The organism is Amycolatopsis rifamycinica (assembly GCF_000695625.1).
Taxonomy (GTDB): domain Bacteria; phylum Actinomycetota; class Actinomycetes; order Mycobacteriales; family Pseudonocardiaceae; genus Amycolatopsis; species Amycolatopsis rifamycinica.
The window spans coordinates 158,955-181,501 of the sequence record NZ_JMQI01000079.1; the positions used below are offsets into that span (position 1 = coordinate 158,955).

Consider the following 22,547-nt stretch of genomic DNA (forward strand, 5'->3'; position numbering starts at 1 on the left):
TCCGCGCGAGCTGTGCGTTCTGAATGTTTTGCTCATTTAGCGCACTGCTGTGACCTGGGGGTATGGTCCCCGCCATGCCAAAGTGGGCGCTCTTCCCGCGGATGCGGTTCAGCAGGCAGGTGCTGCTGCTGCAGATCGGCGTGGTCACCTTGGTCGTGGGAATCGGGGTCGCCCTGGTCAGCGTGCTGCTGTCCCGCACCCTCACCGATCAGTACGGCCGCCGGGCGCTGGCCATCGCGAAGTCCGTCGCCGCGGACCCGGTCGTCGTCGCCAACGCGGCCGCGAAGCTCCCGGGCGGTCCCCTCGAAGAGCGGGTCTTGGCCGTGACGAAGGCCAACGAGGCCCTCTTCGTCGTGATCACCGACGACAAGGGCATCCGGCTCGCCCACCCGACGGAGAGCCTGATCGGCCAGAAGGTGAGCACCTCCCCCGAGGTCGCCCTCGCCGGGCAGGACGAAGTCAGCGCGGTGCAGAGCGGCACGCTCGGGCTGTCCGTCCGCAGCAAGACCCCGATCTGGCAGGGACAACGCGTGGTCGGCGAGGTCAGCGTCGGGTTCGAGGTCGGCGATCCGACGGGTGACTTCAACCGCCTGCTGACCATCACGCTCCTGTTCGCCGGCGGCGCGCTGCTGCTCGGCGCGGGCGCGTCGGCGCTGCTGAACCGGCGGCTGCGGCGCGTCACGCACGGCCTCGAGCCGCACGAACTGACCGAGCTGCTCTACGAGCGCGAAGCGGTTCTGCACGGGATCGGCGAAGGCGTGCTGGCCGTCGACGGGCACAACCGCGTCTCGGTCCGCAACGACGAGGCCGAACGCCTGCTCGGCACCGAACTCCCGCTCGGCGCGGCGATGTCCGAGCTCGAACTCAGCCCGCGGGTGCACAAGGCCGTCGCCGAAGGACGGCCGGTCGACAACCTCCTCGCGGTCGCCGGGAACCGCGTGCTGGTGATCAACTCGCGGGCCGTGCGCCTGGACGACCGCCCGATCGGCACCGTGCTCACCTTCCGCGACCGCACCGACCTCGACACGCTCACCCGCGAGCTCGACGGCATCCGCGCGCTGTCCGACGGCCTGCGCGCCCAGCGGCACGAGTTCGCCAACCGGCTGCACACGCTGTACGGCCTGCTCCAGCTCGGCCACCACACGGAGGCCGTCGAGTACCTGCAGACGCTGACGGACTCGACGTCGGCGCGCCCGAGCGAGCTGGGCGACGCCGTCGCCGACCCGTACCTGCAGGCGCTGCTCGTCGCGAAAACCGAGCAGGCACAGGAAAAGGGCCTCGCCCTCAAGCTCGCCGAAGACACCTGGGTGCCCACGGCGGTGACCGACCCGATCGCCGCGAACACCGTGATCGGCAACCTCGTCGACAACGCCCTGCACGCCGCCCGGATGGGCCCGCGGCGGCCGGCGACCGTCGAGGTCGGCCTGCTCGCCGAGGGCACCACGCTACACGTGTCCGTTGTGGACAGTGGGCCGGGCGTACCCGCGGACCTGCGGCGGACGTTGTTCGACGAAGGCGTTTCGACGAAGATCGCGCCCGGCCACGGCCTCGGCCTGGCGCTCGCCCGGCAGGCCGCCCGCGCCCGCGGCGGCGACGTCTGGCTGGCCGACCCCGGCGAAGGCGAGACCGGGGCCCTGTTCGTCGCCAAACTGCCCGGAATGCTGACGGAGGACGGATGATCCGCACGCTCATCGTCGACGACGACTTCCGGGTCGCCGGGGTGCACGCCGGGTTCGTCGAGGAGGTCGAGGGCTTCGCGGTGGTGGGCACCGCGCACACCGCCGCCGAGGCCCGCGCCCGCGTCCGGGAGCTTTCGCCCGACCTGGTCCTGCTCGACGTCTACCTGCCCGACGAGTCCGGCCTCGCGGTGCTCCCGGAGCTGCAGACCGACACGATCGTGCTCTCCGCGGCGACCGACAGCGCGTCGGTGGCCGCGGCGATCCGGGCCGGTGCGCTGAACTACCTGATCAAGCCGTTCACCACCCGCCAGCTCGCGGAACGGCTGACGTCGTACGCGCGCTTCCGCGGCCTGCTCGCCGGAGACCGGGCCCTGGCCCAGGACGACGTCGACCGCGCGTACCGCGTGCTGCACGACCAGGACCGCACGACCGCGCCGAAGGGCCAGTCGACGGCGACCTCCCGGCTCGTTTCGGAGCAGCTGCGGCGTGCCGGGCGGCCGTTGTCGGCCGCCGAGGTCGCGGGCGAGCTGGGCATGGCTCGGGCCACGGCGCAGCGGTACCTCACCGCGCTGGCCGAGTCCGGGACGGTCCAGATGCGGCTGCGCTACGGCGCCACAGGCCGTCCCGAACACGAGTACCGCTGGTCAGGGGCCTGATTCAGCGGCCGCCGTAGCGCTGCGCCATGCTCTCGGCGACCTCGACCCAGGCCTGGATCGGGTTGGGGGTCGACGACGCGCCCGGGGACGGCAGGTCGGCCCGCGCCTCGGCTTCCTCGTCCGGCACCGGCTTCTTCGGCTGCGGTTTCGCCTGCGCCTGAGCCTGCGCCTGCTGCCGGGGGGCCGGCTTCGCGGGCACCGGCACGTACACGGTCTTCGGCGCGGGCGTGACGACGACCGGCGCCTGCGGGGCCGGCTGCGGCTCCGGCGCGGGGGCCGCGGCGACCGCCGGGCGCGCGTCGAGCTGGGCGACGTCACGTTCCGGCGGGGCGAACAGGCCGCCGGTGAACAGCCCGCCACCCAGCCAGCCGGCCGCGACGAGCAGCACCGCGGCCCCGCCGCCGAGCCAGATCCGGGCGCGGCGCCGGATCACCACCGACTTCGGGCGCAGGTCCTGGTCGCACACCGGCGGCCGGGTGTAGATCGGCGCCTCCGCCCGGGCCACCTCGTCGTCGGTGCGGCGGCGCCGGGGCAGGCTCGCCGCGACGATGCCGGTGCGATCCAGCAGTTCCACCGCGGCGCGGTCACGGGACGGACGGGTCGCACTGCGCGGTGCGGTGCGAAGCATCGGGGACCTCCGGGACGGGGCTGGGGGACCCCACGAATTCTGGACCATTTCGGACGGTGCTGTCCGAAACGCAACTCCATTGAGTGAAGGTCGGCTTTACGACTGCTTCAGCCCGAGCCGCGCGAGTGCGGCCAGCGGCCGCTGGTAAGCCGAGCCGAGCACGCGCGGAATGGCGTCGATGACGTAGGCGTCGGGTCCGATGAGAATCCGCGCCGACTTCCGTTCGATCCCCCGCAGGATCGTCTGCGCCGCCTTCTCCGGGGTGGTGCGGGCGATCCGCTCGAAGCCCCGCGCGGCCTTCTCCTGGTCCTCGGCGGCGCTGCGGGAGTTGCGGACGATGTTGGTCTTGATGCCGCCGGGGTGCACGCAGCTCACCGCGACCGGGTGCCGGGCGATCAGCATTTCTTCGCGCAGTGCCTCGGTGAATCCGCGAACCGCGAACTTCGCCGCGTTGTAGGCGCTCTGCGTCGGCACGCCGACGAAGCCGAAGACGCTGGAGATGTTGACGACGTGCCCCTCGCCGGAGGCGATCAGGTGCGGCAGGAACGCCTTGGTGCCGTTCACGACGCCGCCGAGGTTGATGCCCATCAGCCAGTCGTAGTCCTCGAACGTCATTTCCTCGACGGTCGCGCCGAGCGCCACACCCGCGTTGTTCACGACGACGTTGACCGCGCCGAACTCGTCGGCGACTTCTTCGGCGTGCGCGAGGACGGCACTGCGGTCGGCGACGTCCAAGGTGTACGCGCGGGCGCCGTCCCCGGCGAGCTCGGCCGTCTCCTCGGCGTTCGCGGTGACGACGTCGGAAAGCGCGACCCTCGCCCCGCGCCGGGCGAACTCGCACGCGAGCGCGCGGCCGATGCCCGAGCCGGCTCCGGTGACCACCACGACCTTGTCCGCGAACTGCTTCATCGGCCCTCCGACACCTGTGGTTACTCCCGAGTAGGCGATGTTAGCGGCTGTGAGCTTGCTGTGGGTGCGCTGATCGTGCCGGTGCGTCGCCCTAAGGTGGTCTCGTCGGGAGCACCCAGGCGAGGGAGGCGATGATCGTGCGGCGGCCGGCCGTCCTGCTCACCCTCGCCGCGATCGTGCTGCTCGCCGTGGCCTTCGTCGTGGTCGTCGCGGCCCGGCCGGCGCAGCTCGCGGACGCGACCACGCCGGAAACCACCCCGGCCGAGGCGGCACCGGCCGCCCTGCCAGCGGTGTCGAGCCCCGCGGTCGGCCCGCTGTTCGCCGAAGGGGGCCACTTCTGCACGGCCAGCGTCGTGCACAGCGAGCGAGGCGACGTGCTGCTGACCGCGGCCCACTGCATCCACAACGGCGAAGGCGGCGGCTACCTCACCGGCCTCACCTTCGCGCCCGGCTACCACGACGGGATCGCGCCCTTCGGCTACTGGACGGTCTCGGACGAGCTCGTCGCGCCGGGCTGGAGCGACTCGTCGGACCCGGACCTCGACGTCGGCTTCGCCACCGCGCACCAGGCGGGCACCACGAAGTCCCTGGAGAGCCTGGTCGGCGCGAACCTGCTGGCCACCGGCACCGCGTTCGAGCAGCCCATCACGCTCACCGGTTACCCCGACGACTCCGAGACGCCCGCGGTCTGCCGGAACACCACCAGCAAGCAGGACACCTACCAGCTGCGGGTCGACTGCGCGGGCTTCCCGACCGGCACCAGCGGCGGCCCGTGGGTCACCGGGCAGAACCCGGAAACCCGGCTCGGCACGGTCATCGGGGTCATCGGCGGCTTCGAGTTCGGCGGCGACGACGCCGACACGTCGTACTCGAGCTACTTCGACACCGACGTCCTGGCGCTCTACCGGCAGACGACCGCCCGCACCTGACGCGGCATGATGCGGGGCATGAGCGAGCCCGTCGACGTACCCATCACCGGAGAGCCGATCCGCCTCGGCCAGTTCCTCAAGCTGGCCGGCCTCGCCGAGGACGGCTCCCACGCCAAGGACCTGATCGACGCGGAAGAGGTCACGGTCAACGGCGAGGTCGAGACCCGCCGCGGCCGCCAGCTGACCGACGGCGACGTCGTGGCGGTGGGCCCCGACCGCGGCAAGGTCGTCCTCGTCCGCTAACCCGCGCTGCTCAGCGGCGGCAGGCCGAGCGACCGGGCGAGGGTGTCCAGCTCCCGGCGCACCGGCCCGGCCAGTGGCACGCCCAGTGCCCGGCACTGCTCGAGGTGCTGGGCCTCCCGCCAGCCCGGGTAGCGGATCGGCGCGCCGCCTTCCCAGCCGAGCATGCTGCCGAACAACGCGCTCGCCGCGCGGTAGAAGCCGTCGGCGCTGCGCAGCGTCGTCGGCGCGATGGCCAGCACCAGCAGCCCGGTGTCGTGCTCGTGGTCGGCGACGCCGGAGAGCACCCCGGCGAGGACCTCGACCAGCAGCGTCAGCCCGGCCGCTTCCGGGCCGGGGCGGTCCAGGTCGAAGACGAACTCGGGGTACGCACCGCCGGGCGCCGCCATGCCCAGCGGGTTCACCGGCTGGCCGGGCTCCCCGCCGGCGGCCAGCACCAGGCCGATCATGGCGTGCGGGAGGGCCCGCGCGGCGTGGTGCCCGGCGCGGCCGAACGGCCCGATCCCGCGCAGCGAGACGAGCCCGACGCCGAAGCGGCCGGCCCGCACCACCGCCCGGTCCATGGCGTCCCCGACGGCCCAGAGCCCGAGCGCACGCCGGTAGTCGATCAGCGCGGCGGCCCCGCGGTCGGCGATCATCAGCGGCTCGGCGTGCGGCACGACGAGCCCGTTCTTCAGCAGCGGCAGGTGCACCCGGGTCAGCTCGGCGACCCCGGTTTCCGGCGAGCCGGTGAGATCGCCGTGGCAGAGTGCTTCGGCGGCGATGCGGGCGCGCGGTTCGGGGACGCCGTGCGCGGCGAAGACGTGGGCGACGAGGGTGACCAGTTCGTCGGCCCGCACGCGGGGCCAGGCCTGTTCCGGGATCGGGGTTTCCGGGGGTTCTTCTTCGAGGATGCCGGGTTCGGGGCGGGCGGAGCGGAACGGGCGTGGTCTGAGGGGCACTTCCCCGACCTTGCCCAGCCCCGGTTCCGCCGTCAACGACGGCTACCCGACCGTGTGATCGAACGGTCCGGAGCGACGTACCCTGGGCGGCATGTGCCGAAACATCACCACCCTGCGAGGGCTCGAGCCGGCCGCGACGGGCGAGGAGATCGAGGCCGCGGCCCGCCAGTACGTCCGCAAGGTCACCGGCGTCCAGTCGCTGTCGGACGCCACCCGCGAGCCCTTCGAGGCGGCGGTCGCCGAAATCACCGCAATCACCGCCCGGCTGCTGGAGCAGCTGCCCGAGCGCCGCCAGCCGCCGGCGACCGTGCCGCCGCTGCGCCGTCCCGAGGTGCGGGCGCGGATCGCCGCGAAGGCGTTGCGGCAGCCCTGAGCCGGCGCACGGGCCGGGCGTGGCTTCGACCTCGGCGGCCGGAAACCGTCGGACCCCGTCGCTAGGCTGCGCGCATGGGCGGACAGGCATTGGTTCTGGGTGGCGGCGGGGTCGCCGGGGTCGCGTGGACAACGGGGTTGCTGGTGGGCTTGGCCGGACACGGCCAGGACCTGACGGGCGCGGACCTGCTGGTCGGGACGTCGGCGGGGTCCGTGGTGGCCGCGCAGGTGACGAGCGGCCTTTCGCTGGACGAGCTGTACGCGCGCCAGGCCGACCCGGCGCGCCAGGCACCGGAGATCCCGGCCGAGATCGACTTCGAGAAGTTCGCCGCCGACTTCGGCGGCGCGGTCACCGGCGCGACCGACCCGGCCGCGGTGCGGCGGGCCGTCGGGAAGCTGGCGCTGGCGGCCGAAACCAAGCCCGAGGCGGACCGTCGCGCGGTGATCGCCGCCCGGCTGCCGGTGCACGAGTGGCCGGCGCAGCGCCTGGTGGTCGTGGCGGTCGACGCGGAAACCGGCGATCCACGGCGGTTCGACCGCGAGTCCGGTGTCTCCCTGGTCGACGCGGTGGCGGCGAGCTGCGCGGTCCCCGGCGTCTGGCCACCGGTGACCATCGAGGGCCGCCGGTACGTCGACGGCGGCGTCCGCTCGGCCGAGAACGCCGACTACGCCACGGGCTTCCAGCGCGTGACGGTCGTTGCGCCGCTGGGCGTCGACTCGCCGCTGCCGATGGAGAAGCCGTTGCCGGCGGTGCTGGACGACCTGCGCGCGGCGGGCGCGGAGGTCACGCTGATCACGCCGGACGAGGCGTCACGGGCGGCCATCGGCGAGAACCCGCTCGACCCGGCCACGCGCACACCGGCCGCGGAAGCGGGCCGCGCGCAAGGCGCGGCGCTCACGCTGACCTGGTCTTGAGCGGGGGAACCGGCGGCGAGCCCGGTCAGCGGCCCCGCCGCCGGGACGGCGAGGATCCAGGTGCCGCGGCCCGGGTTGCCTCGAGCCGTCGGCTACGCTCGTGGAGCGAGGTAGCGTGTCCGAGCGGCCGAAGGAACATGTCTTGAAAACATGCGAGGGGGCAACCTCTCCGTGGGTTCGAATCCCACCGCTACCGCACTGAGAGCCCGGGCGCCCCGCGCGCCCGGGCTCAGCTTTCGCCCTCCAGCAGGTGGGCCTGCACGCGCTCGAACGCCGCGGCGATCGTCGTCTGCTCCTCGGGTGTCAGCAGGTCGATGAGGTGCTCGCGGACACCTTCCACGTGCGTCGGCGCGGCCTTCTCCAGCAGCGCCAGGCCCTCGTCGGTCAGTTCCGTGATGACGCCGCGCTTGTCCTCCGGATCACGCGCCCGCCGGACCAGGCCCGCCTCCTCCAGCTTGGCCACCTGGTGCGAAAGCCGGCTCTTCGTCGAGCCCATCCGGAACGCCAGCTCCGACATCCGCATCCGGCGGTCGGCCTGCAGCTGCAGGCAGACGAGCACTTCGTAGTCGATCAGCGAGACGTCGTGGCTCTCGGTCAGCTCGCGGTGGAGCCGCTGCCGCAGCAGGAGGGTCGACACGACGTAGGAGCGCCACGCCGCCATCTCGGCTGCGTTCAACCACCGCACAGGACGCTCCTCGGTCATAAGGCAGCGTAGAACGTTGATCAGGGGACCGCGCGGTCCGAGTCCGATCCGTCGACCGGTGAAAACCGCGTCGCAACATCGCCCGAAGGTGGGGTTACGAAAAGGTTGAGACTCGGCCGGGAAAGGCGCATTCTGCTTGTCGGTGGACGGTCGGTCAGGGTAGACGGCGCGGCTCTCCGCCAGGAGAGGTCAGGTGGTTGTGTGGCGGGTGATTCTCGCGGTTGACCGCCAGCTGCGTCCCCGCGACCGGAACGGGCAAGGACCGGGTCGGCCGCGACTGTGAACAGCCAAGAGCGGGCTTCCATGCGCATCACGCATACGGCGTCGGTCCGGCCTGGCTCCGGTCGCGGTCTCGGAAGCCGTGACGACAGTGCCTGAACGCCGGCCCCGGAAGCGGCCAACCGCTCGACCAAGACATACCTCGGTACCAGCCTGGGTGCGCCTGTCAGCGCGACGGACGCACCCAGGCTCGTTACGATTTACCGGTGAGATTCGACGACAACGCCGGCTTGGACGCTTCCGAAGTCCAGGACCTGCGCGGAAGCGGTGGAGGCGGCGGCGGGATCGGCGGCCGCGTGGCGCTCGGCGGCGGCGGGCTCGGTGTCGTCGGACTGATCATCTACTTCGTGTTGTCCCAGCTCGGCGGGGTCAGCGTCCCGAGCGGCAGCGGCCTGGGCGGCGGGCTCGGCGGCGTGGGGTCCGGCCAGGCGGTCGACAACTCGAAGTTGTCCAGCGAGTGCAAGACCGGCGCGGACGCCAACAAGAACCACGACTGCGCCATCGTCGCGGTCGTCAACTCCGTCCAGGACTACTGGACGCAGCAGTTCGCGCGGTCCGGCTCGACCTACCGGAAGGCGCCGACCAACTTCTTCAACGGCGGCGTGCGCACCGGCTGCGGCAGCGCGACCTCCGACACCGGCCCGTTCTACTGCCCGGCCGACTCCGAGGTCTACATCGACCTCTCCTTCTTCGAGGAGCTGAAGACCCGCTTCGGCGCCCAAGGCGGGCTCTTCACCGAGGCGTACGTGCTCGCCCACGAGTACGGCCACCACGTCCAGAACCTGCTCGGCACGTCCCGCAAGGGCACCGGCACCGGCCCGACGTCCGGTTCGGTGCGCCTGGAACTGCAGGCCGACTGCTACGCGGGTGTCTGGGCCAACCACGCCTCGACGACACCGACCGAGAGCGGCAAGCCGCTGATCACCGACGTCACCCAGGACGACATCAACTCCGCGCTGGACACCGCGTCCCGCATCGGCGACGACTACATCCAGGAGAACCTCGGCGGCGGCCAGGTCGACCGCTCGAAGTTCACCCACGGCACGTCGGCGCAGCGCAAGAAGTGGTTCACCACCGGTTTCCAGACCGGCGAGCCCGCCCGCTGCGACACCTTCGGCACGAACAACCTGGGCTGAGCCCCAAGCGCACGACGAAGGGGCCGTCCCGCGGGACGGCCCCTTCGATCTGTGCTCAGGAAGCGAGCGCGTGCGGGTCACCGGACACGGCGTGCGCCGTGAACGACCGCTGTGCGGAACGCTTCTGCGCGGTCAGCGACTTCGCCGCGGCCTGGCCGGGCTTCACGCCGTTGACGCTCTCGGTGCTCGTCGCGTAGACGCCGAGGGCCCAGGCGACGCCGTCGGAGTTGCGCTCCAGCGCGACCCGGTCGATGTTGCCGAGGTTGTCGCACGCCTGGTGGTAGCACGGGTCGAACGCGATGCCCGCCGTGCCGCCCCACTTCGCCGCCTGCGCCGGGGTCTTCAGCACCTCGGCGCCGGTGTCGAGCCCGCCCGCCGGGATGCCGACGGCGATGAACTCGCCGTAGTCCGAACGGCCGGTGAAGTCGGTGCCCTCGACCGACACGCCCTTCGCGGTCTGCATGAAGTCGACGAAGGTCTTCTCGATCTGCGCCGAGCCGTACGGGCCCGCGCCCGCGCCGACGCCGTCGGAGTTGTCGCCGTCGTAGGCGAAGTAGCCGGCGTTCGGCGAGCCGATCATGTCGAAGTTCAGGTACAGCGCGATGTCCAGCTGCTGCTCGAAGCTCAGCTGGTCGACGTAGTAGGTGGAGCCGATCAGGCCGAACTCCTCCGCGCTCCAGAAGCCGAAGCGGACGGCGTTGTTGGCCTTCGGGCTGCTCCCCAGCTGCAGCGCCGTCTCGAGCAGGGCCGCCGAGCCGGTGCCGTTGTCGTTGATGCCCGGGCCCGCCGGGACGCTGTCGAGGTGCGCCCCCAGCATCACGACGTTGTCCTTGCGCCCGGTCTTGGTCTCGGCGATGACGTTGTAGCTGGTCCGCGCCTCCTGGAAGGTGCGCAGCTCCAGCGTCACGTTCTGCCCGCCGAGCGCGGCCAGCTGCGCCCCCGCGGCCGCCGTCACGCCCCCGGTCGGGATCTTCGCGTTCTCCGGGCCGCCCAGCGTCCCGTTCACCGGACCGTCGGTGTTGTTGTAGACGATCGCGCCGATCGCGCCCGCCGCGGCGGCCGTCTGCTGCTTCTGCGCGAACGAGCAGCCCCCGCGCTTGATCAGCGCGATCTTGCCCGCGACGTCCGCGGTGTAGTCGGTGGCCTCGCAGCCGCTGGTGTCGTCGACGGCGACCACGGCGAGCGGCGCGGTGATGCCGCCGACCGGCGTCGACGTCGTGTACTCCATGGCGATGATCGGGACGTCGGCGCCGCCCGCGGTCAGTTTCTCGGCCAGCGTTTCCGAGTAGGTGAAGGGGAACTGCTGGCGGGTCACCTGGAAACCGGCCGCTTCGAGCTTCGTCGCGATGTACTCGGCGGACTTCGCGTGGCCCTCGGTGCTCGCCGCCCGCGTGCCGTCATTGGTGTCGGCGATGCGCTGGAGGGCGATCAGGTGCCGGTTGACGCCGTTGACGTCGACCTTCTTGACGAGCTGCTTCGCCAGGGCGGGACCGTCGGGGACCGTGTTCGCGGCGGCGGCCGGGGTCAAGCCGAGCACCAGCGTCGCGCCGGCGGCGATGGCCACCGGCGGGAGGAGTTTCGATCGGAAGAGTGACATGGTTGCTCACCTTTGTTCGCTATGCGAAGTCCGTCAATGCGCCTTTCGGCGGGACCTTTGGCCGCGGTATACAGTCGACACATGTACGCGATCACCATCCGTGAACCAGGTGACCCGGACGTTCTCGAGTGGGCGGAGGTCGCGGATCCGCGGCCCGGCCCCGGCGAAGTGCTGCTGGAGGTGGCGGCGAGCGCGGTGAACCGCGCCGATCTGCTGCAGCGCCAGGGCCACTACCCACCGCCGCCCGGGGCGAGCGAAACCCTTGGTCTCGAATGCTCCGGCACGATCGCGGAACTCGGCGAAGGCGTGGAGGGCTGGAACGTCGGCGACGAGGTCTGCGCTCTGCTGGCCGGCGGCGGTTACGCGGAGAAGGCCGTCGTCCCGGCGGGCCAGCTGCTGCCGGTGCCGGGCGAGATCGACCTGCTCACCGCGGCGGCGCTGCCCGAGGTGGCCTGCACGGTGTGGGCGAACGTCGTGATGCACGCGAAGCTCACCGAAGGCGAAGTGCTGCTGGTGCACGGCGGGGCCGGCGGCATCGGCACGCACGCCATCCAGGTCGGCAAGGCGCTGGGCGCCACCGTCGCCGTCACCGCGGGCTCACCGGACCGGCTCGAAAGCTGCCGCCAGCTCGGCGCCGACATCACGATCAACTACAAGCAGGACGACTTCGTCGAGGTGCTCCGCGCGGAGACCGGCGGCGCGGACGTCATCCTCGACAACATGGGCGCGTCCTACCTGGGCCGCAACGTCGACGCGCTGCGGCAGGACGGCCGGCTGGTGATCATCGGCATGCAGGGCGGGGTCAAGGGCGAGCTGAACGTCGGCACGCTGCTCGGCAAGCGGGCTTCGGTGTTCGCCGCGGGGCTGCGGTTCCGGCCGCTGGACCAGAAGGCGGAGATCGTCGCCGACGTCCGCGAGCGGCTGTGGCCGCTGGTCGCGGAGGGGCTGGTCAAGCCGATCGTCGGCCAGGTCGTGCCGATGGCCGAGGCGCCGGCCGCGCACCGCGTCCTGGAAGAGGGCAGCGTGTTCGGCAAGGTCCTGCTGGCCGCGAAGTCTTAACGCAGTTCCTCGAGCACCCGCACGAGCTGGTTGATCTCGAAGACGTTGGAGTAGTGGGCGAGCCCGATCCGCACGGCACCGCCCACTTCTCCGACGCCGAGTGACGCGAAGACGCCGCTCGTGCCGTCGTCGGCGAAAGCGCACAAGCCCTGCTTCGCCAGGTACTCGGCGACCTCGGGCGACTTCTTGCCGGCCACGGCGAAGGCGAGCGCGGGAATCCGGCGCATGGCGCTGCCGATGACCATGATGTGCCGCAGCGACAGCAGTTCCGTGGACAGCTGCTGGAGCAGCCCGGCGTGGTAGGACTTCGCCGAGCCGAGCGAGGTGACCAGGCGCTCGCGGCGCGATCCGGTGGCGGCGTCGTCGAGGCCCGAGAGGTAGTCGATCGACGCGATCAGCCCGGCCAGCAGCGGGTAGGCGTGCGGGCCGAGCTCCAGGCGGGCGGCGCCGCGGGCCATCGGGTCGAGCGAGGCCGACGGGATCCGCTCGATGAGCTCGGGGTCGCGGAAGACGAGGGCGCCCACCGAGGGGCCGCCCCAGGCCTGCGCGGAGACGACCATGACGTCGGCGCCCAGCGCGTTGATGTCGAGCGGCAGGAAGGGCGCGGCGTAGGTGGCGTCGACGACGACGAGCGCGCCGACCCGCTTGGCGAACTCGATGATGGTCGGCACGTCGGGCCGGGTGCCGACGGACCCGGACGCGAGCGTGACGGCGACGGCCTTGGTGCGCGCCGACACGAGCTGCTCGTACTGCCACGCGGGCAGCTCGCAGGTCTCGATGTCGATCTCGCCCCACCGCACGACGGCACCGACGCGCTTGGCGGCGCGCTGCCACGGCGCCAGGTTCGCTTGTTCGTCGAGCCGGGACACGACGACTTCGTCGCCGATGGTCCAGCGCTCGGCGAGCGCGTCGACGAGCCGGCGCAGCATGACCGGCGCGCTCGGCCCGAGCACGACGGCAGCCGGGTCGGCCCCGACCAGGTCGGCCACGGCCCGGCGGGCCGCGGTCACGATGCTTTCCGCGCGTTGTGAGGCCGGAAACGCTCCGCCCGGCCCGGACACCGGGGCGCGCATCGCCGTGGAAACGGCCGAAGCGACCTGTTCCGGGACCAGCATTCCGGCGGCGCCGTCGAAGTGAATCCAGCCGTCACCCAGCGCGGGAAAGAGCCCACGGATACGAGCGACGTCGAACGCCATGGGGACACCGTACGGACGTGCGGTTTCGCCGTGCGTCCGGGGTTGGGTGGAGAGCCACCGGGAACCCCCGGAGCCGCTACGCTCGGAGACGGACACCCCGTGGGTGTCGCGGAGCGTGTCGAACGCAAGCCAGGATGGAGCACATGACCGAGCCGAACTTCACAGCGGGTGACCCGGGCCAGGAATCTTCACCCCACGTGGTGGTCGTCGGACCGGACGGCACGCCGGTGGGAGCCACCAAGCTGCCCTCCGCCGACGCCGGCGCCGAGCACCCCGAGTCGGTGGGCGACCTCGTCGAAGAGCCGGCGAAGGTGATGCGCATCGGCACGATGATCAAGCAGCTCCTGGAGGAGGTCCGGGCGGCCCCGCTGGACGACGCGTCCCGCACCCGGGTGCGCGAGATCCACCAGACGTCGATCCGCGAGCTGGAGAAGGCGCTGGCCCCGGAGCTCCAGGACGAGCTGGAGCGGCTGGTGCGCCCGTTCACGGACGACTCGACGCCGTCGGACGCCGAGCTGCGGATCGCCCAGGCCCAGCTGGTGGGCTGGCTCGAGGGCCTGTTCAGCGGAATCCAGACGGCGCTGTTCGCCCAGCAGATGGCGGCCCGCGTCCAGCTGGAGCAGATGCGGCGGGGGCTGCCGGTGGGCCCGTCCGGCGTGGCCGGGCACGGGCACGAGCCGGGGCCGGGCATTTCGGGGACGGGCCAGTACCTCTGACGGCCAGGTTGTCCACAGACCGGGGGGCCTGTGGACAACCTCTGTGGACAACTCAGCGCCGAGGACAGACGATCAGCTCGCCCGCCGTCAGGGCACGTTCGCAGTCGAAGCGGCTGTGCACGCCGGCGGCGACGTCGGCCGGCAGGCGGTCCAGTGCCAGCCAGGACGGCTGCACTACCAGGTACCCGGCGTCGGTGCGCTCGAGGCAGTCCAGGTTCTCCCGGTAGCTCGCCAGCCCGCGCACGGCCGGGAGGTACGTGCCGCGCTGCACGAACACCGGCGCCGGGTACCGGCAGGCGGCCGGGTTGCCGAAGAAGTACGCCATGTCGCCGAACGCCAGGAACACCACGGGCGTGTCCGCGCCGATCCGGTCCCGGACCGGCGCGATGAGACGCTCGTCGAGGTGGGCCGCCGCGACCCGCTCGGAGTTCGTGTAGTCGGGGTGGATCGCGTCGAACGAGTAGGGCGCGCTCGGCCACACCGGCACCGCCAACAGCGCCGACGCGCCGAGCACCGCCGCCACCGGCCACGTCCGGCCGCGGTCCTTGAGCGCAAGCAGCACGCTCGCGACGACCAGCACCACCAGCGCCGCGTAGACGGGCGTCCCGTGCGCCAGCCGCCACTCCGTTGTCGCCGCCGAGACGAGCGGCATCCCGATGCCGAGGGCGATCGCCGGCAGCACCAGCGCCCGGGACGGACCGCCGTGCTCGGCCGACCAGCGCACCACGGCGAGCGCGGCGAGCGCCGCGGCGAACGGCACCAGCGCCGCCAGGTGGTACTGGAACCACTGCCCCTGCACCACGACGGCCGCGAGCACGACGAGCACCGCGGCCGCGGGCAGCAGCAGCCACGCCAGGCGGGCCCGCCGTCCCTCCGCGAGCCGAGCCAGCACGGCGACGCTCACCGGGAGCAGGGCCACCGCCGGGACCACCAGCGCCTCGTTCAGCAGGGTCCCGGCGAGCGCCTGCGCGTCGCTCAGCGCCCAGCCGCGGCTGAGCGGGCTTCCGCCGTTGAGGAAGGACAGCTCGCCGAGCCACCGCCACTCCCGCGGCTCGATCAGCACCGACAACCCGAACAGGCCGAGGCAGACCAGCACGCCGAGCACGCCGGTGAGCACCGCGCGGCGCCGGTCGAGGACGGCGACCACACCCAGCGCGACCACGGCGGTCGGCGCCGTCGTGTACTTGACCAGCACCGCGAGCGCCAGGAGCAGCCCACCGGCAAGGGCGGCGGGCACCAGCCGGGAGATCCGCAACGCGGCTCCCGCACCGCCGGCCGCGAACACCGCGGCCAGCCACTCCGGCTGCAGGAAGTCCCAGTTCGGCGCCAGGGCCAGCGCGACACCCGTGGCCGCGGCCACCGCGGTCGCCTCGCCGGCCGGGCGGTACCGCCGCAGACCCGCGCGCAGCAGCAGCGCCACCAGCAGGACGACCACCAGCGCCAGGACCCGCACGACGGCCTCCCGGACCGGCACGGGCAGGGTGCTCCCGGCGTCGCCGGCCGCCAGCACCAGCCGGTAGGCCAGCGGCCGGTGGACGAAGACCTCGGACGGCGAGAACCCCGCGCGACCCGCCGTGCGGAGCGTGCCGAGAACGAACCGGACGTCGTGGTTGAGACCGGTCCAGGCGATCGTCAGGGCCAGCGGGGCCAGGAGCAGCAGCCACCCCGGACGGACCCGCCGGAACACGGCGGGTCTCGCGGTGTCGACGAGGCTCAGCCGGCCACCTCGCGGTTTTCCGCGACGTGCTCTTCCAGGCGGGCCAAGCGCTCTTCGTACTTGGAGATCGCGGCCAGCCGCGCGCGGATGCGGGCGTGCTCGGCGCGGACCTCTTCGGCCTCGTCCGGCGCGTACTCGAGCCGCCCCGGGGACGGGGCGGCCGAGCCCGGCCGTTCGAAGGCGGCGATGCGCGTTTCCAGGGCCGCGAGGTGCGGCGCCAGGCGGCGCTGCTCGTCGTAGAGCCACTTCACGTGGCCGTCGAGTTCCTTCGTGGCTCGCTCGACGTCCCGGCGCAGCTCGGCGATGTCCGCGTGCAGCCGGTCGAGTTCGGGCTGCATCCGGTCGGTGGCGATCTGCTCGATCCGCGGCCGCAGCCGCGCCATCACCGGTCGCCAGGCCACGCCGGCGAGCGCCTTCGCCCGGGGAACCACCACTCCGCGAATGTCACTCACTGTATGATCTCGATCCTTCCGGAGTCTCGCCAAGTGCTCAGCAGCTTCGATTCCGCGTGCAGCCGGTGTTCCGCCGTCACCCCGACCTTGTCGCCCCATGCGTGCTCGAAGTCGGTCTGGTCCGGCCGTTCGACGATCGACACGCCGGTGAGGCGCACCAGCGCCTCCGGGAACAGCTGCCGGCACAGGTACGTCACCAGGGTGCCGGTCGTGGCCCAGACGTGCTCGTCCGCCGAAAGCCCCAGGAGCTTCGACAGCGGCAGCACGTACTCCCGGTTCGAAATCGGCACGAACCCCAGGTCGGCGGGCCACCAGTCGGGCAGCGTCTCGGGTTCCCAGAACAGCCGGCCCGGCTCGGCGAGCAGGTAGAGGCGGGAGGTGTAGTCGGCGAACGTGTACGGCGAAACCATGACCCCGCGGTGGATCACCACGACGTCGGTGCGGCGGCCGTAGGCGGGCTCGGCGTCCGGCTCGTCCAGCGCGAAGGTCGTCATGCGGAAGACGAGGTCGCTGCCGTCGATCAGCGCGGCGCGCTCGGCGTCGGGGGCCATCGGCGCGTTCCCGACCACCGCGATCGTCTCGACCCGCTGACCGCGGGCGTAGGCGGTGAGGAGGTCACGGAGCATACGGCCGGTGTCACCTTCGTCGAGCCGCTCGGACGCTTCGCCCGCGAACTGAGTCCGATTCATCGCTCCCCCATGGCAACGGTGTCCGGGGCCGCCGTCAGCGGGCAGCCGAGCAGACGGACAATAGCCGACAGACCACCGTCGTTACCCGGAAGGGGTCCTGTCGTGACCGCGCTGGCCATCGTCCCGGCGAGAGGTGGCTCCGTCGGGCTGCCGGGCAAGAACCTAGCGCCCTTCCGGGGCCGTCCGCTGGTCGCGCACACCGTGTACACCGCCGTCGCGGCCGGCATCGCCGACGTCGTCGTCACCACCGACGACGCCGACATCGCCGCCGCGGCCGAGGCCGAAGGAGCCCGAACCGTCGCCCGGCCCGCCCACCTCGCGGACGCGACGAGCCGGACCCTGCCCGCGGTCACGCACGCGATCGACACGCTCGGCGTCCCCGATTCGACGCTCGTCCTGCTGCTCCAGCCCACTTCGCCGCTGCGGACGGCCGAGGACATCGCCGAGTGCCTCGACATCCACGCGGACCGGCCCACCGGCTCGGTGGTGCAGATGTGCCGCTCGACCGACCACCACCCGCTGAAGGTGTGCCTGGAGACGCCGGACGGCGGCATCGCCCCGGTCCGGGACTGGGCCGACCTCGAAGCGCCCCGGCAGACGCTGCCCGTCGTGCTGCGGCCCACCGGCGGCATCTACCTCGTCCGGGCCGGCGACCTGCGCCGGCACGAGCGGTTCTTCATCCCCGAGGTGCGGCCCCAGTTCGTGCCGGTCGAGCGGGCGATCGACATCGACTCCGCCGCGGACCTCGTCCTGGCCGAGCAGCACGCGGCCGGCTAACGGTCCACGAAGGCCTTGTACAGCGAAGGCCGCCAGATCTCCTCGCCCTCGAGCAGGTCGATGATCCGGCGGTGCGCGCCCGGCTCGCCGAACTCGGTGTGCGGCTCGCACCGGCCCATCGCGCGGGCCTTGCCGATCCCGGCCGTGACGGCTTCCGCGGTCGGATCGACCGACAGCACGCTGGGCGCCATCGCCCGGTTGCGCTGCCGGGTGCCGACGGTGACCGAGGGGGTGCCCAGCACGGGCGCCTCCCGCACGCCGGCGCTCGAGTTGCCCAGCACGACGGCCGCGTTCTTCATCAACGTGACGAAGTACTCGAACCGCATCGACGGCAGGCGGACGAACCGGGGACCTTCGAGCCGGTCGAGTTCGCTCCGGATCTCGCGGCAGCCTTCGTCGTTGTTCGGGTCGATGACGACCCAGTTGCCTTCGGTGAGCACGGCGTCGACGACGGCCGCCGCGTTGCGCCGGTTCTGGTCGCGCTCGGTCGTCACCGGGTGCAGGGCGAGCAGGCCGTAGTCGGTGAACGGGATCTCGTAGTGCCGGCGGACCTCGTCGAGGTCGGGCAGCCGCGCCGACGTCAGGACGTCGACCTCGGGACTGCCGACGACGAAGATCCGGTCCTCCTCCTCGCCGAGCTGCAGCAGCCGGCGCCGGGCCGTCTCGTTGGCGACCAGGTGCACGTGGGCGTGCTTCGACAGTGAGTGCCGGATCACGTCGTCGATCGTGCCGCTGACCTCACCGCCTTCGATGTGCACGACCCGCACGTTCGCCAGCGACCCGACGATCGCGCCGGCGAGGGCCTCGACCCGGTCGCCGTGCACGACGATCGCCGCCGGCTGCTCCTCGTGCACCAGCCGGGCCAGCGCCTGGACGGTGTTGGCCAGCACGAGCGCCATCGGCTCGTCTTCGATCTGGTTCGGGATCAGGTGCAGCCGTTCCAGCCCGGCCAGCTCGATCTCCCGCACGGTGTAGCCGTAGCTCCGGAGCATGTGCATGCCGGTGACCACGATGCGGGCGGACAGCACCGAGCTCTTCTGCACGGCGAGCATGACGTCCCGGAGCTTCCCGAAGTCGGCGCGGGTCCCGGTGAGGAACAGGACCTCACGCCGCCCGGTCTCAGCCAAGGTCCGCCCAGCTCACCTGCGTGTTCGCCGGCAGCGCCCGCGTGACGGCCCGGCCGAGCAGGCTCTCGTAGTCCTTGGCCTTGATCTCGCCGGTGCCCGGGCGCTTGACCCAGATGTTGTCGGTGGTCAGCTCCTCGCCCTCGGCGACGTCCTTGGTGGTGACGACGCAGGCGTAGGCGAAGTCGATCGTCGGCTGCTCCTCGGCCAGGATCTGCTTGGACCCGCCGCGGGCCGCGTGGATCAGGCGCGAGCCCTCGACGAGCTGCTTGAACTCCGCGGGCGTCGACGAGACCGGGATGTCCGGCCCCGGCCAGCTCATGTCGGACGTGAAGTGCCGTTCGAGCACCGAAGCGCCGAGCGCGACCGCGCCCAGGCACGGGTAGATCGTGGTCGTGTGGTCGGAAAGCCCGAGTTCGGCGTCCGGGAACGCGGCGTGCAACTCGGCGAGCGCGCCGAGGCGCACCTGCTCCGGCGGCGTCGGGTACAGCGACGTGCAGTGCAGCAGCGCGAATCCGACACCGGCCGCCCGCAGGATCTCCACCGCCGGGGTGATGGACGCGATGTCGTTCATCCCGGTGGACAGGATGACCGGCTTGCCGAACGAAGCGACGTGGCGGATCAGCGGGTAGTTGTTGCACTCCCCCGAGCCGATCTTGAAGCCCTCGACGCCGAGCTCGGCCAGCCTGTCCGCGGCGGCGCGGGAGAACGGCGTCGACAGGAAGACGAGCCCGCGCTCCTCGGCGTGCGCCTTGATCTCGCGCTCGTCCTCGGCCGTGAGCGCGACGCGGTTCATCATGTCCCAGATCGGCTCGTCGGCGTTGCCGGGCACGACGTCGTTCGGGATCATCTCGTCGTCGACCACGTGGGTCTGGATCTTGACGACCTGAACGCCGGCGTCCGCGGCGTCGTCGACCATCTTGTGCGCCTTCTTGGGATCGCCTTCGTGGTTGATCCCGATCTCCGCGATCACGAGAGGGGGGTGGTCGGCACCGACCGGGTGCTCGCCGAGCATGAACATGGAGACCTCCGGGTCGCTGCGTGGCTGCGGTCCGTCCCCGACCTTATCCCGTGGGCCGCCGGGCCCGTCCCGCCCCAGTGCCCTGTCAAGGGCGCCGCGGTCCCCATCGGTACCCTCGTCCACGTGCATGCCACCAGCACGGTTCAGGCCGCAGAGTCACCTGTCGCGACGCCGGCTCCACCGACGTCGGACAGCAAGACGTTCTCGCGAGCCTTCGCCGACATCAAGGCCGGTTTCCGCGCCCGCGAGCTGTGGGGTCACCTCGGCTGGCAGGACATCAAGCAGCGCTACCGCCGCTCGGTGATCGGGCCCTTCTGGATCACGATCAGCCAGGCCGTCCTCGCGCTCGGGCTCGGACTGCTGTACTCGCAGCTGTTCAAGCTCCCCGTCGAGGTGTTCCTGCCCTACATCTCCACCGGCTTCATCATCTGGGGATTCATCAGCGGCTGCCTGTCCGAGGGCATGGAGACGTTCATCACGAACGAGGGGCTGATCAAGCAGCTCCCGGCGCCGCTGAGCGTGTACATGCTGCGCACGGTGTGGCGGCAGACGCTGATGCTGGCCCACAACATGATCGTCTACGTGGTCGTCCTGGTGATCTTCTTCGGCGCGCTCAGCAAGAAGTACTCGCTGCTGGGCGACGGGACGTGCATGCCCGACCACATCTGTCACCCGGGTCTCAACTGGGCCATCCTGCTGGCGATCCCCGGTTTCTTGGTGCTGGCGCTGAACGCCGGCTGGGTGACGCTGCTGTTCGGCATCATCTCGACGCGCTTCCGCGACATCCCGCAGGTCGTCAACTCGCTGATCCAGCTGCTGTTCTACGGCACCCCGATCGTCTGGCCGGTCGACCAGCTCATGACCGGCGGGGCCCGGGAAGGCGTCTCCTGGATCCTGCCGATCGTCAAAGCGAACCCGCTCTACCACTTCATGCAGGTGGTCCGCGCGCCGCTGCTGGGCCAGGAGTTCTCGGTGGAGAACTGGATCGTGGTCGGCTCCATCACCGTCGTCGGTTGGGTCCTCGCGCTGGTCGCGATGCGCAACTACCGTGCCCGCGTCTCCTATTGGGTGTGACACATGGTTTCCATTGACGTCCACAACGCGTTCGTCGACTTCCCGATCTTCGACGCGAAGACGCGGTCGATGAAGAAGAAGGTCCTCGGCAAGGTCGGCGGCAAGATCGGCACCGACACCAAGGTGCCGATCATCGAAGCCCTGCACGACGTGACGCTCAACCTGCGCGAAGGCGACCGCGTCGGCCTGGTCGGGCACAACGGCGCCGGCAAGTCCACGCTGCTGCGTCTGCTCGCCGGGATCTACGAGCCGACTCGCGGCTCGTCGCGGATCAACGGCAAGATCGCGCCGGTGTTCGACCTCGGCATCGGGATGGACCCCGAGATCTCGGGCGTCGAGAACATCATCATCCGCGGCCTCTTCCTCGGCATGACCGCCAAGGAGATGGAGAAGCGGGTCGACGACATCGCCGAGTTCACCGAGCTCGGCGACTACCTGCAGATGCCGCTGCGGACGTACTCGACCGGTATGCGCGTGCGGCTGGCGCTGGGCGTCGTCACGTCGATCGACCCCGAGATCCTCATCCTCGACGAGGGCATCGGCGCGGTCGACGCGGCGTTCCTCAACAAGGCCCGCGACCGGCTCAAGGACCTCGTCAAGCGCTCCGGCATCCTCGTGTTCGCCAGCCACTCGGACGAGTTCCTGTTCGAGCTGTGCGACTCCGCCCTGTGGATGGACGAAGGCCACATCAAGCAACGCGGTTCGTTGCGGGACGTCCTCACGTCGTACAAGGGGCGCGACCCCTTCGAGAACATGAGCGAGGACACTTTGGCGCGCTTCGGCATCGAGCCGGCGGCGACGACGAACGGCGGGGAATGATGGCCGGCGAGACGCGGCAGCTGCCCGACGGCGCGGTCGTCGGCGTGGTCGTCACGCGGCACCGGCGCGAGCTGCTCGCGGACTCGCTGAAGGTCATCGCGGCCCAGACCCGGCCGGTCGACCACCTGGTGGTGGTGGACAACGGGCCGGACGACTCCGCGCGCGAAGTCGTCGAGAGCTATCCGCTGCCGTACACGTACCTGCCGTCGCACCGGAACCTCGGCGGCGCCGGCGGGTTCGCGCTCGGCATGCTGCACGCCCTTTCGCTGGGCGCGGACTGGGTCTGGCTGGCCGACGACGACGGGCGCCCGGCCGACGAGAACGTGCTCGCGATCCTGCTGGCGGAGGCCGAAAAGCGGGGTCTGGCGGAGATTTCGCCGGTGGTGTCCAACATCGAGGCACCGGACAAGCTGGCGTTCCCGCTGCGCCGCGGCCTGACGTGGAAGCGGTCGCAATCGGAGCTGGGCGCGGACTTCCTGCCCGGCATCGCGTCCCTGATGAACGGCGCCTTGTTCCGGGCGTCCACTTTGGACGTCGTCGGCGTGCCGGACCTGCGCCTGTTCTTCCGCGGCGACGAGGTCGAGCTGCACCGGCGGCTGGTCCGCTCGGGGCTGCCGTTCGGCACGTCGCTGAAGACGAAGTACCTGCACCCGGACGGCTCGGACGAGTTCAAGCCCATGCTGGGCGGCAAGTTCCACGCGCAGGACCCGGAGAACGAGGTCAAGCGGTACTACACCTACCGCAACCGCGGGTACCTGCTGTCGCAGCCCGGGATGCGGAAGATCGGCGCGCTGGAGATCGTCCGGTTCGGACTGTACTTCGTGGGCGTGAAGCGGGACCCGAAGGCGTTCCTGCAGTGGCTGAAGCTGGTGCGGCAAGGCCGCGCCGAGAAGTTCTACCGCTACTGAGAAGGGGCCCC

General features: G+C 71.5%; 24 protein-coding genes and 1 tRNA gene. 14 read left to right on the forward strand and 11 right to left on the reverse strand.

Annotated elements, in window-relative coordinates:
* The first annotated feature begins 101 nt into the window (after window positions 1-101).
* Both DV20_RS39155 and DV20_RS39160 read left to right on the forward strand, forming a co-directional pair.
* On the forward strand, window positions 102-1,679 hold the full coding sequence (locus DV20_RS39155; RefSeq protein ID WP_043788586.1) for a sensor histidine kinase: 1,578 nt from the start codon (window positions 102-104) through the stop codon (window positions 1,677-1,679).
* On the forward strand, window positions 1,676-2,335 hold the full coding sequence (locus DV20_RS39160) for a response regulator (RefSeq protein WP_043788588.1): 660 nt from the start codon (window positions 1,676-1,678) through the stop codon (window positions 2,333-2,335). The genes DV20_RS39155 and DV20_RS39160 overlap by 4 nt, the downstream gene beginning before the upstream one ends.
* Before the next feature lies 1 nt (window position 2,336).
* Here the strand turns inward: DV20_RS39160 and DV20_RS39165 are convergent, their stop codons facing one another.
* Both DV20_RS39165 and DV20_RS39170 read right to left on the reverse strand, forming a co-directional pair.
* Window positions 2,337-2,909, reverse strand: a complete 573-nt coding sequence (locus DV20_RS39165; RefSeq protein ID WP_235191130.1) for a hypothetical protein — start codon at window positions 2,907-2,909, stop codon at window positions 2,337-2,339.
* Window positions 2,910-3,059: 150 nt separating this feature from the next.
* Window positions 3,060-3,872, reverse strand: coding sequence for an SDR family NAD(P)-dependent oxidoreductase (locus DV20_RS39170; protein WP_043788590.1), 813 nt, complete (start codon window positions 3,870-3,872; stop codon window positions 3,060-3,062).
* Window positions 3,873-4,003: 131 nt separating this feature from the next.
* Here DV20_RS39170 and DV20_RS39175 point away from each other — a divergent pair, with 131 nt between their 5' ends.
* Both DV20_RS39175 and DV20_RS39180 read left to right on the forward strand, forming a co-directional pair.
* Entirely contained in the window at window positions 4,004-4,801 is a 798-nt protein-coding gene (locus DV20_RS39175; protein WP_043788591.1) for a trypsin-like serine peptidase, read from the forward strand.
* A gap of 18 nt (window positions 4,802-4,819) precedes the next feature.
* Window positions 4,820-5,044: an RNA-binding S4 domain-containing protein gene (locus DV20_RS39180; RefSeq protein WP_043788593.1), complete on the forward strand. Its 225-nt coding sequence runs from the start codon at window positions 4,820-4,822 to the stop codon at window positions 5,042-5,044.
* On the opposite strand, the gene DV20_RS39185 is transcribed toward DV20_RS39180, so the two are convergent.
* Complete coding sequence (locus DV20_RS39185) at window positions 5,041-5,982, reverse strand: Ldh family oxidoreductase (RefSeq protein WP_235191131.1); 942 nt, start codon at window positions 5,980-5,982, stop codon at window positions 5,041-5,043. The two genes, DV20_RS39180 and DV20_RS39185, sit on opposite strands and share 4 nt — an antisense overlap.
* 91 nt (window positions 5,983-6,073) lie before the next feature.
* Between DV20_RS39185 and DV20_RS39190 the strand changes: the two genes are divergently transcribed.
* From DV20_RS39190 to DV20_RS39200, 3 genes are all read left to right on the forward strand, one after another.
* Window positions 6,074-6,355 carry a DUF2277 domain-containing protein gene (locus tag DV20_RS39190; RefSeq protein ID WP_043788595.1) on the forward strand — a complete coding sequence of 94 codons (282 nt, stop codon included), beginning with the start codon at window positions 6,074-6,076 and terminating at the stop codon, window positions 6,353-6,355.
* 74 nt (window positions 6,356-6,429) lie between these two features.
* Window positions 6,430-7,269, forward strand: coding sequence for a patatin-like phospholipase family protein (locus DV20_RS39195; protein WP_051736316.1), 840 nt, complete (start codon window positions 6,430-6,432; stop codon window positions 7,267-7,269).
* Window positions 7,270-7,378: 109 nt separating this feature from the next.
* Window positions 7,379-7,465, forward strand: a tRNA-Ser gene (locus DV20_RS39200).
* 33 nt (window positions 7,466-7,498) lie between these two features.
* On the opposite strand, the gene DV20_RS39205 is transcribed toward DV20_RS39200, so the two are convergent.
* On the reverse strand, window positions 7,499-7,954 hold the full coding sequence (locus DV20_RS39205; RefSeq protein WP_043788597.1) for a MarR family winged helix-turn-helix transcriptional regulator: 456 nt from the start codon (window positions 7,952-7,954) through the stop codon (window positions 7,499-7,501).
* A gap of 503 nt (window positions 7,955-8,457) precedes the next feature.
* Here DV20_RS39205 and ypfJ point away from each other — a divergent pair.
* Complete coding sequence (ypfJ, locus tag DV20_RS39210) at window positions 8,458-9,387, forward strand: KPN_02809 family neutral zinc metallopeptidase (protein ID WP_043788598.1); 930 nt, start codon at window positions 8,458-8,460, stop codon at window positions 9,385-9,387.
* Between the two features lie 55 nt (window positions 9,388-9,442).
* On the opposite strand, the gene DV20_RS39215 is transcribed toward ypfJ, so the two are convergent.
* Window positions 9,443-10,984: a M28 family metallopeptidase gene (locus DV20_RS39215; RefSeq protein WP_200876594.1), complete on the reverse strand. Its 1,542-nt coding sequence runs from the start codon at window positions 10,982-10,984 to the stop codon at window positions 9,443-9,445.
* A gap of 81 nt (window positions 10,985-11,065) precedes the next feature.
* Here DV20_RS39215 and DV20_RS39220 point away from each other — a divergent pair, with 81 nt between their 5' ends.
* The gene (locus DV20_RS39220; RefSeq protein ID WP_043788600.1) at window positions 11,066-12,043 is read left to right on the forward strand and encodes an NAD(P)H-quinone oxidoreductase; all 978 of its coding nucleotides are present in this window, start codon (window positions 11,066-11,068) and stop codon (window positions 12,041-12,043) included.
* Here DV20_RS39220 and DV20_RS39225 read toward each other — a convergent pair.
* Complete coding sequence (locus DV20_RS39225) at window positions 12,040-13,239, reverse strand: cysteine desulfurase-like protein (RefSeq protein WP_043788601.1); 1,200 nt, start codon at window positions 13,237-13,239, stop codon at window positions 12,040-12,042. The genes DV20_RS39220 and DV20_RS39225 overlap by 4 nt on opposite strands.
* A gap of 134 nt (window positions 13,240-13,373) precedes the next feature.
* Between DV20_RS39225 and DV20_RS39230 the strand changes: the two genes are divergently transcribed.
* Window positions 13,374-13,955 carry a bacterial proteasome activator family protein gene (locus DV20_RS39230; protein WP_043788603.1) on the forward strand — a complete coding sequence of 194 codons (582 nt, stop codon included), beginning with the start codon at window positions 13,374-13,376 and terminating at the stop codon, window positions 13,953-13,955.
* 52 nt (window positions 13,956-14,007) lie between these two features.
* Here DV20_RS39230 and DV20_RS39235 read toward each other — a convergent pair whose 3' ends face one another.
* The 3 genes from DV20_RS39235 to DV20_RS39245 are packed head-to-tail and all read right to left on the reverse strand — an operon-like array spanning window position 14,008 to window position 16,750.
* Window positions 14,008-15,642 (reverse strand): hypothetical protein, encoded by a 1,635-nt coding sequence (locus DV20_RS39235; RefSeq protein ID WP_043788604.1) that lies wholly within the window; start codon window positions 15,640-15,642, stop codon window positions 14,008-14,010.
* 26 nt (window positions 15,643-15,668) lie between these two features.
* Window positions 15,669-16,106 (reverse strand): hypothetical protein, encoded by a 438-nt coding sequence (locus DV20_RS39240; protein ID WP_043788605.1) that lies wholly within the window; start codon window positions 16,104-16,106, stop codon window positions 15,669-15,671.
* A 14-nt stretch (window positions 16,107-16,120) separates the two neighbouring features.
* Window positions 16,121-16,750 carry a hypothetical protein gene (locus DV20_RS39245; RefSeq protein ID WP_043788832.1) on the reverse strand — a complete coding sequence of 210 codons (630 nt, stop codon included), beginning with the start codon at window positions 16,748-16,750 and terminating at the stop codon, window positions 16,121-16,123.
* Window positions 16,751-16,915: 165 nt separating this feature from the next.
* On the opposite strand from DV20_RS39245, the gene DV20_RS39250 reads away from it, so the two are divergent.
* Window positions 16,916-17,590: an acylneuraminate cytidylyltransferase family protein gene (locus DV20_RS39250; RefSeq protein WP_043788606.1), complete on the forward strand. Its 675-nt coding sequence runs from the start codon at window positions 16,916-16,918 to the stop codon at window positions 17,588-17,590.
* Here the strand turns inward: DV20_RS39250 and neuC are convergent.
* The gene (gene neuC / locus DV20_RS39255; protein ID WP_043788607.1) at window positions 17,587-18,717 is read right to left on the reverse strand and encodes a UDP-N-acetylglucosamine 2-epimerase; all 1,131 of its coding nucleotides are present in this window, start codon (window positions 18,715-18,717) and stop codon (window positions 17,587-17,589) included. The genes DV20_RS39250 and neuC overlap by 4 nt on opposite strands.
* The gene (locus tag DV20_RS39260) at window positions 18,710-19,735 is read right to left on the reverse strand and encodes an N-acetylneuraminate synthase family protein (RefSeq protein ID WP_043788608.1); all 1,026 of its coding nucleotides are present in this window, start codon (window positions 19,733-19,735) and stop codon (window positions 18,710-18,712) included. The genes neuC and DV20_RS39260 overlap by 8 nt, the downstream gene beginning before the upstream one ends.
* 123 nt (window positions 19,736-19,858) lie before the next feature.
* On the opposite strand from DV20_RS39260, the gene wzm reads away from it, so the two are divergent.
* The 3 genes from wzm to glfT1 are packed head-to-tail and all read left to right on the forward strand — an operon-like array spanning window position 19,859 to window position 22,536.
* Window positions 19,859-20,809, forward strand: a complete 951-nt coding sequence (wzm, locus tag DV20_RS39265; RefSeq protein WP_043788609.1) for a galactan export ABC transporter permease subunit Wzm/RfbD — start codon at window positions 19,859-19,861, stop codon at window positions 20,807-20,809.
* A gap of 3 nt (window positions 20,810-20,812) precedes the next feature.
* Window positions 20,813-21,628, forward strand: a complete 816-nt coding sequence (wzt, locus tag DV20_RS39270) for a galactan export ABC transporter ATP-binding subunit Wzt/RfbE (protein ID WP_043788610.1) — start codon at window positions 20,813-20,815, stop codon at window positions 21,626-21,628.
* Complete coding sequence (gene glfT1 / locus DV20_RS39275) at window positions 21,628-22,536, forward strand: galactofuranosyltransferase GlfT1 (RefSeq protein WP_043788611.1); 909 nt, start codon at window positions 21,628-21,630, stop codon at window positions 22,534-22,536. Before wzt ends, glfT1 begins: the two co-directional genes overlap by 1 nt.
* The last annotated feature ends 11 nt before the right edge of the window (window positions 22,537-22,547 follow it).

What these genes read in the sequence shown, in the direction of transcription:
- DV20_RS39260 (WP_043788608.1), bottom strand. Translation starts at nt 19,735, where the DNA reads ATGTTCATGCTCGGCGAGCACCCGGTCGGTGCCGACCACCCCCCTCTC.
- DV20_RS39220 (WP_043788600.1), top strand. Translation starts at nt 11,066, where the DNA reads ATGTACGCGATCACCATCCGTGAACCAGGTGACCCGGACGTTCTCGAG.
- glfT1 (WP_043788611.1), top strand. Translation starts at nt 21,628, where the DNA reads ATGGCCGGCGAGACGCGGCAGCTGCCCGACGGCGCGGTCGTCGGCGTG.
- DV20_RS39245 (WP_043788832.1), bottom strand. Translation starts at nt 16,750, where the DNA reads ATGCTCCGTGACCTCCTCACCGCCTACGCCCGCGGTCAGCGGGTCGAG.
- wzt (WP_043788610.1), top strand. Translation starts at nt 20,813, where the DNA reads ATGGTTTCCATTGACGTCCACAACGCGTTCGTCGACTTCCCGATCTTC.
- DV20_RS39160 (WP_043788588.1), top strand. Translation starts at nt 1,676, where the DNA reads ATGATCCGCACGCTCATCGTCGACGACGACTTCCGGGTCGCCGGGGTG.
- DV20_RS39215 (WP_200876594.1), bottom strand. Translation starts at nt 10,984, where the DNA reads ATGTCACTCTTCCGATCGAAACTCCTCCCGCCGGTGGCCATCGCCGCC.
- DV20_RS39230 (WP_043788603.1), top strand. Translation starts at nt 13,374, where the DNA reads ATGGAGCACATGACCGAGCCGAACTTCACAGCGGGTGACCCGGGCCAG.
- DV20_RS39155 (WP_043788586.1), top strand. Translation starts at nt 102, where the DNA reads ATGCGGTTCAGCAGGCAGGTGCTGCTGCTGCAGATCGGCGTGGTCACC.
- DV20_RS39225 (WP_043788601.1), bottom strand. Translation starts at nt 13,239, where the DNA reads ATGGCGTTCGACGTCGCTCGTATCCGTGGGCTCTTTCCCGCGCTGGGT.
- DV20_RS39170 (WP_043788590.1), bottom strand. Translation starts at nt 3,872, where the DNA reads ATGAAGCAGTTCGCGGACAAGGTCGTGGTGGTCACCGGAGCCGGCTCG.
- DV20_RS39180 (WP_043788593.1), top strand. Translation starts at nt 4,820, where the DNA reads ATGAGCGAGCCCGTCGACGTACCCATCACCGGAGAGCCGATCCGCCTC.
- DV20_RS39190 (WP_043788595.1), top strand. Translation starts at nt 6,074, where the DNA reads ATGTGCCGAAACATCACCACCCTGCGAGGGCTCGAGCCGGCCGCGACG.
- DV20_RS39175 (WP_043788591.1), top strand. Translation starts at nt 4,004, where the DNA reads ATGATCGTGCGGCGGCCGGCCGTCCTGCTCACCCTCGCCGCGATCGTG.
- DV20_RS39195 (WP_051736316.1), top strand. Translation starts at nt 6,430, where the DNA reads ATGGGCGGACAGGCATTGGTTCTGGGTGGCGGCGGGGTCGCCGGGGTC.